Annotated in this window: 8 protein-coding genes; 5 read left to right on the top strand and 3 right to left on the bottom strand. The window is 64.9% G+C overall.

Going from position 1 to position 8464, the window contains the following annotated elements:
• The first annotated feature begins 145 nt into the window (after nt 1-145).
• Entirely contained in the window at nt 146-1459 is a 1314-nt protein-coding gene (locus R3P93_RS21660; RefSeq protein WP_317534045.1) for a D-arabinono-1,4-lactone oxidase, read from the top strand.
• 134 nt (nt 1460-1593) lie between these two features.
• On the top strand, nt 1594-3081 hold the full coding sequence (locus tag R3P93_RS21655; protein WP_094641552.1) for a molybdopterin-dependent oxidoreductase: 1488 nt from the start codon (nt 1594-1596) through the stop codon (nt 3079-3081).
• Nucleotide 3082: 1 nt separating this feature from the next.
• Here the strand turns inward: R3P93_RS21655 and R3P93_RS21650 are convergent, their stop codons facing one another.
• Together R3P93_RS21650 and R3P93_RS21645 are read right to left on the bottom strand one after the other, a co-directional pair.
• Nucleotides 3083-4024, bottom strand: a complete 942-nt coding sequence (locus R3P93_RS21650; RefSeq protein ID WP_317534044.1) for an adenosine deaminase — start codon at nt 4022-4024, stop codon at nt 3083-3085.
• 10 nt (nt 4025-4034) lie between these two features.
• Nucleotides 4035-4826 (bottom strand): enoyl-CoA hydratase/isomerase family protein, encoded by a 792-nt coding sequence (locus R3P93_RS21645; RefSeq protein WP_068053232.1) that lies wholly within the window; start codon nt 4824-4826, stop codon nt 4035-4037.
• Between the two features lie 89 nt (nt 4827-4915).
• Between R3P93_RS21645 and R3P93_RS21640 the strand changes: the two genes are divergently transcribed.
• A complete protein-coding gene (locus R3P93_RS21640; protein ID WP_317534043.1) occupies nt 4916-6061 on the top strand; it encodes an acyl-CoA dehydrogenase family protein in 1146 nt (381 codons plus the stop codon).
• A 192-nt stretch (nt 6062-6253) separates the two neighbouring features.
• Here R3P93_RS21640 and R3P93_RS21635 read toward each other — a convergent pair whose 3' ends face one another.
• A complete protein-coding gene (locus R3P93_RS21635; RefSeq protein WP_008714360.1) occupies nt 6254-6457 on the bottom strand; it encodes a cold-shock protein in 204 nt (67 codons plus the stop codon).
• Nucleotides 6458-6631: 174 nt separating this feature from the next.
• On the opposite strand from R3P93_RS21635, the gene R3P93_RS21630 reads away from it, so the two are divergent.
• The gene (locus R3P93_RS21630) at nt 6632-7375 is read left to right on the top strand and encodes a GNAT family N-acetyltransferase (RefSeq protein WP_317534042.1); all 744 of its coding nucleotides are present in this window, start codon (nt 6632-6634) and stop codon (nt 7373-7375) included.
• Nucleotides 7376-7443: 68 nt separating this feature from the next.
• Entirely contained in the window at nt 7444-8460 is a 1017-nt protein-coding gene (locus R3P93_RS21625) for a glutathione S-transferase family protein (RefSeq protein WP_188078853.1), read from the top strand.
• Nucleotides 8461-8464 lie beyond the last annotated feature (4 nt).

The raw sequence follows: 8464 nt of genomic DNA, 5'->3' as shown, positions 1-8464 counted from the left end.
CCTGCGGAATGACCTGGAGGTTGCAGCAGTGGAGCCTGCGGAATGACCTGGAGGTTGCAGCAGTGGAGCCTGCGGAATGACCTGGAGGTTGCAGCAGTGGAGCCTGCGGAACGACCTTCGGTTCGAGCAGTGCGATAGTGATTCGATGATCGAGCGGTCGTGGCAGAACTGGGCGGGCAACCAGCATGCGTATCCGGTGCATCGAGCCGAGCCTTCATCGGTGGACGAGTTGCGTGCGATTCTGCGGGATGCCGTCGAACGATCTCGGACGGTGCGGTGCGTCGGAGCGGGCCACTCGTTCACTCCGATCGCGGTCACCGACGGCGTTCAGATCAGCCTGGATTCGCTGCGCGGGATCGAATCGGTGGTGCGCGAGGACGACGGTTCCGCCCGGGTGACGGTGCTCGCAGGCACCCGGCTGCGCGATCTGACCGCGCGGTTGTGGGACCTCGGCCTGGCCATGACCAACCTCGGCGACATCGACGAACAATCGATTGCCGGAGCCATCTCCACGGGCACTCACGGAACCGGAGCCCGCTTCGGCGGCATCGCTACCCAGGTGTACGCACTGGAGCTGATGACCTCGGACGGCCGGCTCGTTCGGTGCTCTCGCGAGGAGAACATGGAACTGTTCCACGCGGCCCGCGTCGGGCTCGGTGCGCTCGGTGTCATCACCCGAGTCACGCTCGAATGCGTTCCGGCCTTCGCCCTCCGGGCCGTCGAGGAGCCGTCGACGCTCCGGGCGACGCTCGCCGATCTCGATGCGATCGTGGCAGGCGTCGACCATTTCGAGTTCTACTGGTTTCCGCACACCGACCGGGTGCTGACCAAACGCAACACCCGCCTGCCCGGCGACGCTGCGCTGCGTCCGCTGGGAAAGGTGCGGTCGTATCTCGACGACGAATTGCTGTCCAACACGGTGTTCGAGGGCCTCAACCGTGTGGTGACGCGGGTGCCTGCCCTGATTCCGCGCCTCAACTCGGTGTCGGCCCGGGCGCTGTCGGCGCGTGAGTACACCGATCGTTCGTACCGGGTGTTCGCGTCGTCGCGGACCGTCAAGTTCGTCGAGATGGAATATGCCGTGCCTGTAGCCGAGATCGGCGGGGTGCTGCGCGAGGTGGATCGCTGGCTCGAACGGTCTGCCGTGTCCATCGCGTTCCCTGTCGAAGTGCGGTTCGCCGCGGCCGACGACATCTGGCTCTCCACCGCGTACGGACGCCCGACGGCCTACATCGCCGTGCACCAGTACCACCGGCGAGATCACCGCGAGTACTTCGACGCCGTCGAGGCCATCTGCCGCAGCGTCGGCGGCAGGCCACACTGGGGCAAACTGCATTCCCTCGGCGGCGACGAGCTGCGCGATACCTGCGAACACTTCGACGACTTCCTGCGTGTTCGGGATGCGATGGACCCGATGAAGCTGTTCGGCAGCGACTATCTCGAGCGTCTGCTGTCCTGAGCGGCCGACCGGTGTAGCGCTGCGCGCAATTTTTGCTCCACTCCTGCGACCGTCGAGTGGGTTTCCCCAGGCCAACGGGTCGAGTGGAGTGTCCCGTGCACGCAGCCACTCCCCGCACGCTTACATTGGAACGAGTGAGCACAGGAAAACGCGCGCTGTCCGGCATCGTCGCCGCCGGAGTCGTCCTCGGCGTCGGTGAATTGATCGCCGTCCCCATCGGACCCAACTCGTCACCGCTGACCGCCGTCGGCTCCTCGGCCGTCGACAACAGTCCGGCCCCGATCCGTGAATGGGCCATCGACACGTTCGGTACCTCCGACAAGCTCGCACTGTTCATCGGCATGGCAGTGGTGATCGGAGCGATCGCCGCGGCGGCAGGCATCGCCCGCAAGCCGATCGGTGCCGTGGTGTTCGCCGCACTGGGCGTCGTGGGCGTACTCGCGGCAGTGACCCGACCCGACGCGACGGCCCTCTACGCAGTCCCGACCATCGGCGGCGTCATCGTCGGCATCGTCGTGCTGCACGCCCTCATCGGTGCCGCCGCGCCTGCGACCGAGGGAATGAACCGACGCAGCTTCCTCACTCTCGCCGCCGGTGCCGCGGTACTCGGCGTCGTCGCCGGAACAGCCGGACGGATGCTCACCTCCGCCCGCGCCGTCACCGCCGATCGACTCGGCTTCATGCTGCCCACGCCGACGCCGCAACCCCCGATACCGGCCGGGGCTGACCTGCAGATCGACGGCCTCGCGTCGTACATCACCCCGAACGACGACTTCTACCGCATCGACACCGCGTTGGTCGTGCCGCGCGTGGCGTCCGAGGACTGGTCGCTGCGCATCCACGGCATGGTGGACCGCGAGATCGAGCTGACGTTCGCCGACCTCGCCGAGCGCCAGGCAGTGGAGAAGACGGTCACGTTGACCTGCGTGTCCAATATCGTCGGCGGCGACCTCGTGGGCAATGCGACGTGGATCGGCTACCCGCTCAAGGACATTCTCGAAGAGGCAGGCATCTCCCCCGACGCCGACATGGCCCTGTCGTCGAGCAGCGACGCCTTCACCGCGGGCACTCCCCTCGAGGTTCTGCTCGACGGCCGCGACGCCCTCCTGGCCGTCGGGATGAACGGTGCACCGCTGCCCGTCGAGCACGGCTACCCGGCCCGGCTCGTCGTCCCCGGTCTGTACGGATACGTCTCGGCGACCAAGTGGGTCACCGACATCGAGATCACCCGCTTCGACCGCGCGACGGCATACTGGACCGACCGAGGTTGGGGCGAACGCGGACCGATCAAGACGGCCTCGCGGATCGACACCCCGCAATCGGGCAGTTCCGTGCCGGCCGGACAGACGGTGATCGCCGGAGTGGCGTGGGACCAGCACACCGGAATCGACGGCGTGGAAGTGCAAGTGGACGAGGGCAACTGGGTGCCGGCCACGCTGTCGGAGGAGTACTCCAAGGACACCTGGCGGCAATGGACGGTCGAGCTCGACCTACCCGCGGGGCCGCATTCGATCCGCGCCCGCGCCACCAACTCCGCGGGAGAACTGCAGACCAACAGGACCGCAGACACCGTTCCCGACGGTGCCACCGGCTACCCCAGGATCTCGGTGACGGCGAGTTGATCTAGACAGTCACGAAGCTCGCGCGGATCGAGTTCTCGGCCAACACGTTTCGCTCCTGCAAGGTCAACCCCATACCTGCTTCGAGGGCAGCGAAATTGTCGTCGACGTAGCCGCCGAAGTAGGCGGGATCGTCCGAGTTGATCGACACCGACAGGCCCCGCTCGAGCATCTGTCGCAGCGGCAGCTGCTCTACATCGTCGATCACCTTGAGCCGGACGTTGGACAGCGGGCATACCGTGAGCGGAATCTGTTCCTCGACAAGACGATTCACCAGCGCCTCGTCTTCGAGGCACCGCACCCCGTGGTCGATGCGCTCGACCTTCAGCAGATCCAATGCCTGCCAGATGTAGTCGGGTGGACCTTCCTCACCGGCGTGGGCGACGACGTGCAGACCCTCGGCGCGGGCCTTGGCGAACACGTCGACGAACAGCGATGGCGGGTAGCCCACCTCTGCGGAATCGAGGCCGAGACCGATGATCGGGGCCCGCATGGCCAACAGATCGTCCAACAGCTGATTGGCATGCAGCACGGGCTTGTCCCGCAGGATCGACGCGATCAACCCACTGGAGACACCGAATTCGCGCTCGCTGGATGCGCAGGCGTCGGCCAAACCGTCGACGACGGCCTCGAGCGGGACACCACGCTCGGTGTGCGCCTGCGGATCGAAGAAGATCTCCGCGTGCGTCACCCCGGCCTGCGCGGTGCGGCGGAAGTAGGCCCGGGCGAGATCGGCGAAATCCTCGGCAGTGCGCAGCACGGCCATGTTCGCGTAGTACAGATCCAGGAACGACTGCAGGTCGCTGAACTCGTACTTCGCCCGCAATTCATCGATGTCGTTGTACGGCAGTGACAATCCGTTGCGCTCGGCGAGATCGAATATCAGCGGAGGCTCGAGCGACCCTTCGATGTGCAGGTGCAGTTCGGCCAGCTGATCGGTACTCACTCACCCGATGCTACTTGCCCGTGTACGTAGCCTTCCCCGGGCCGACCTCGAGGAAGCTCTTCACCGCACCCCGCAGATCCTCGGTCTCGAACAGTGCTCCGGAGACCTCCGAGGTGATCTCGTCCGCGTGGGCCACGCCGCCCGAACGCCACGCTGCCACAATCTGTTTGGTTGCCGCATGCGCGACGGTGGGGCCGTCGGCCAGGCGATGCGTCAGCGCGAGCGCCGCGGCATCGACGTCGTCGTGGATCTGATTGACCACGCCCCACTCCTTCAGCGTCTGCGCGTCGTACAGATCACCGGTCATGACGAGCTCGCGAGCTCGACCCGAACCGGCCCGCTCGGCGAGGCGCTGCGGTCCACCCATCGACGGTGTCAGACCGACGACGGTCTCGACCAGACCGAACTTGGCCTTGGGACCGGCGAGAATGATGTCGCACGCCAGCGAGATCTCGAACGCCGCCGTGAGCGTCAAACCGTGCGCGGCGTAGATCACCGGGCAGGGCAGCGCCTCGAGCGGATGGGCAATCTGTGCGAACAATCCACGCCACAGATCGGCACCCTGCGCGGCGGACAGACCATCGAAGACGTGCACGTCGACGCCCGCAGAGTTCACCTTGCCCTCGGCGCGCAACAACACCGCCCGCGGGGGGCGTGCGACGAGATCGGCAACGTTCGCGGCAACCGCGTCGAACATGGCCTGATCGAAGAGGTTGAGCGGACCGTGGTCGAAGGTGAGGACGGCGAGCTCGGCGCCTGCCGCGGTGGTCGATCGAACGAGCGAAGTGGGTGCGTCAGCCATGGTTCGCATAGTGCCACACCGGTCCGGGACGGTTGTTACCAACGAGTATTGTTCGCTGATAGCTCACCGTTACCGAGAGGAACAGATAGATGAAGCGCAGCTTGTTCGAGGCCGATCACGAGGACTTCCGCGCGTCGGTACGCGAATTCGTCACCCGGACCATCACACCGGTCGAGGAAAAGCTCGTCGAGCAGCGATACATCGACCGCGAGATCTGGCTCGAAGCCGGACGCAACGGCTTCCTGGGACTGGAAGTACCGGAAGAATACGGCGGCAGCGGAGCCGAGGACTACCGATTCAACGCCGTCCTCGCCGAGGAACTCGCCCGCTCGAGCGCCGCGGTGGCGTCGTGCTTCGGTATCCACGTGGACATCGTCGCGCCCTACTTGGTCAAGCTCACCACCGAAGAGCAGAAGAAGCGCTGGCTGCCCGGCTTCTGCAGCGGCGAGATCCTCACGGCGATCGCGATGACCGAACCGTCCGGTGGCTCCGACCTGGCCGCGCTGAAGACCACTGCTGTCAAGGACGGAGACGACTTCATCATCAACGGTTCGAAGACCTTCATCACCAACGGCAACTCCGCAGACCTGGTCATCGTCGCCACCCGCACCACGCCGGAGAAGAAGGCCAAGGGCATCACGCTGTTCGCCGTCGAGAACGGCACCGAAGGGTTTTCCCGCGGCCGCAAGCTCGACAAGGTCGGTCAGCCCGAATCCGACACGGCCGAGCTGTTCTTCGAGAACGTACGAGTCCCGAGCTCGAACATGATCGGCGAGTTCGACGGCGGCTTCATCCACATGATGCAGCTACTCCCCCAGGAACGCATCAGCTGCTCGGTGGCCAACCTCGGACACGTCCGTCCCATTCTCGAGGAGACGCTGCAGTACGCCAAGGATCGCAAGGCCTTCGGCCAGCAGATCGGCTCACTGCAATGGAACAAGTTTCTGCTCGCCGAGCTCGTCACCAAATTCGATGTGGCACAGGCGTACATCGACAACTGCATTGCCGCACACGGGATCGGTGAACTGACCGCCATCGACGCCGCCAAGGCGAAGTGGTGGAGCTCGCAGGTGCAGAACGAAATCCTCGACCACTGCGTCCAGCTACACGGCGGCTACGGATTCATGAACGAATACCGCGCCGCTCGGGCGTGGAAAGACGCTCGCGTGACGAAGATCTGGGCCGGATCGAACGAGATCATGAAGGAACTGATCGGACGCGATCTGGGGCTGTGAGTGCCTGCGGCAGTGGTGTGAACAAGTGCCCTGGAAGGCACCAAACCGCACCACTGCCGCAGGCACTTCGAAACAGACGAAGACCGGATACTCGGAATTTCTTCCGTGTATCCGGTCTTGTCACCGAGTTTCTGGTGGAATTTACTTCGAAAAGGTCACTCCACCAGGAGAAGTCGGGTTACGAAGCTTGAATCAGATGGCGCGGACGCCGGTAGCCTGGGGGCCCTTCTGACCCTGGCCCACCTCGAACTCCACGCGCTGGCCCTCGTCGAGCGACTTGAAGCCGCTACCCTGAATCTCCGAGTAATGAACGAAAACGTCCGGTCCGCCACCATCCTGCTCGATGAAGCCGAAGCCCTTTTCGCCGTTGAACCACTTCACACTGCCCTGCGTCATTCTGTAAACCTTCTGTAAGCGAGCTAGATCTTCACGTCGAAGCTCTAATCTCAAAAGTGAGTCTGCCATCTATCGGCGCTGAGCGAAACACCGGGGGCGAAAAAGTTCGAAAGATTGCTTTTGGACGGTGAAACCGGAACGTCGCTCAGCGCCTCGGTGGCTAGGGTTTCAGACGTGGATCTCCCCCTTCTCGATGCCGGCCCTTTCGATCCCCATCGACTCGACATCGTCCGTCTGGCCTGGTGTCGCCGACTGCAGATGGACGATCGAGCCCTCGACACCGACGCCGAGCGCGTCGAACATGTCGGTGCCACCGACGACGTCACCGTGCTGCGACTGGCCGAGACCACCGTGATCGTCGGACCGTCCTGGGCCGTTGATGCCTCTCGCGCGATCAGCGGCCCGGCGAGCGCGGACCGAACCTGGATCTCGGCACTGCTCGGCGACCGTTCGGCGCACTACGAGATCGGCACCCACACGCTGGCGTACGGCTCGGACATCGGCCACACCATCGACGTACACGACCCGCTGATCTCCCACGATGCGCAGCACGCACGCAACCTTGCCGCGCACTGCAGCGACGCCGACGTCGCCGAAGCATTCGGCGAGCCGGTCTCGCGGAACTGGTTCACGCTGCTCGGCGACGACCGACCTGCCGACTCGGCCCATTCGCTCGCATCGGCCGGCTACTCGGAGGAGCAGCTGATTCTGGCCGACATGCGCGTGCTGACCGACCCGAACCATCGCCGACGGGGCCACGCCCAGGTGGTCGGCAGGCTGGCCACCAACGACGCCATCGACGACGGCCTGATTCCGCAGTGGCGATCGCGACCCGAGAACGCCGTTGCTCGACGCCTCGCCGCGCGGCTGGGATATGTGGAAATCGGCGCGTGCCACACCGCAGTGCTCCGACCGTGACCCGGTTGAGCCGGCAACGAACTGGGTAGCGTCGAGATGAGACCGATCGATGTGAGGAGTTCGAGAGCATGGCCGACGATGCCGCATATGTGGAACCGGGCAAGGAATTCAAGCGCGACACCAACTACATCCCGACGCGGATCACCGCCGACGGCCGGGACGGGTATCCGGTGGAGCCGGGACGGTACCGACTGATCGCCGCGCGCGCCTGCCCATGGGCCCATCGATCCATCATCGTCCGACGGCTGCTCGGCCTCGAAGATGTTCTCTCGCTCGGCATTCCGGGTCCGACCCATGATCCCCGGAGTTGGAACTTCCAGGAGGAGCCCGGCGGCGTCGACTCGGTACTGCAGATCCCTCGACTTCAGGACGCGTTCTTCGCCCGCTTCCCCGATTACGAGCGCGGCATCACCGTCCCCGCCATCGTCGACGTTCCCTCCGGCCAAGTAGTCACCAACGACTACCCGCAGATCACCCTCGATTTCTCGACCGAGTGGACGCAGTATCACCGCGACGGCGCACCCGATCTGTACCCGGAGGCCCTGCGCACCGAGATCGACGAAGTGGCCCAGCTGGTGTTCGAGGACGTCAACAACGGCGTCTACCGCTGCGGATTCGCTGGATCGCAGGAGGCATACGACAAGGCCTACGACCGACTGTTCGCCCGCCTCGACTGGCTCGTCGAACGCCTCTCCACGCAGCGATACCTGGTCGGCGACCACATCACCGAGGCCGACGTGCGCCTGTTCACCACATTGGTGCGCTTCGATCCCGTCTACCACGGCCACTTCAAGTGCAACCGCAGCAAGCTCAGCGAGATCCCGGTGCTGTGGAACTACGCACGCGACCTGTTCCAGACCCCCGGATTCGGCGACACCGTCGACTTCGACCACATCAAGCGGCACTACTACGAGGTGCACACCGACATCAATCCGTCGGGCATCGTGCCGAACGGACCGGACCTGACCGGGTGGCTCGAACCCCACGGCCGCGAAGCCCTGAGAGGATCACCCTTCGGCGACGGCACCGCTCCCTCGCCGCCGAAGCCCGACGAGCTCGTTCCGCCCGATCACTGGGTGCGTTGAACCC

The sequence above is a fragment of the Rhodococcus cerastii genome (assembly GCF_033042195.1).
GTDB lineage: Bacteria > Actinomycetota > Actinomycetes > Mycobacteriales > Mycobacteriaceae > Rhodococcoides.
This window is presented reverse-complemented; position numbering and strand designations above follow the sequence as displayed.

Coding starts and splice junctions, on each gene's coding strand:
- R3P93_RS21625 (WP_188078853.1), top strand. CDS start 7,444: ATGGCCGACGATGCCGCATATGTGGAACCGGGCAAGGAATTCAAGCGC.
- R3P93_RS21645 (WP_068053232.1), bottom strand. CDS start 4,826: ATGGCTGACGCACCCACTTCGCTCGTTCGATCGACCACCGCGGCAGGC.
- R3P93_RS21640 (WP_317534043.1), top strand. CDS start 4,916: ATGAAGCGCAGCTTGTTCGAGGCCGATCACGAGGACTTCCGCGCGTCG.
- R3P93_RS21635 (WP_008714360.1), bottom strand. CDS start 6,457: ATGACGCAGGGCAGTGTGAAGTGGTTCAACGGCGAAAAGGGCTTCGGC.
- R3P93_RS21660 (WP_317534045.1), top strand. CDS start 146: ATGATCGAGCGGTCGTGGCAGAACTGGGCGGGCAACCAGCATGCGTAT.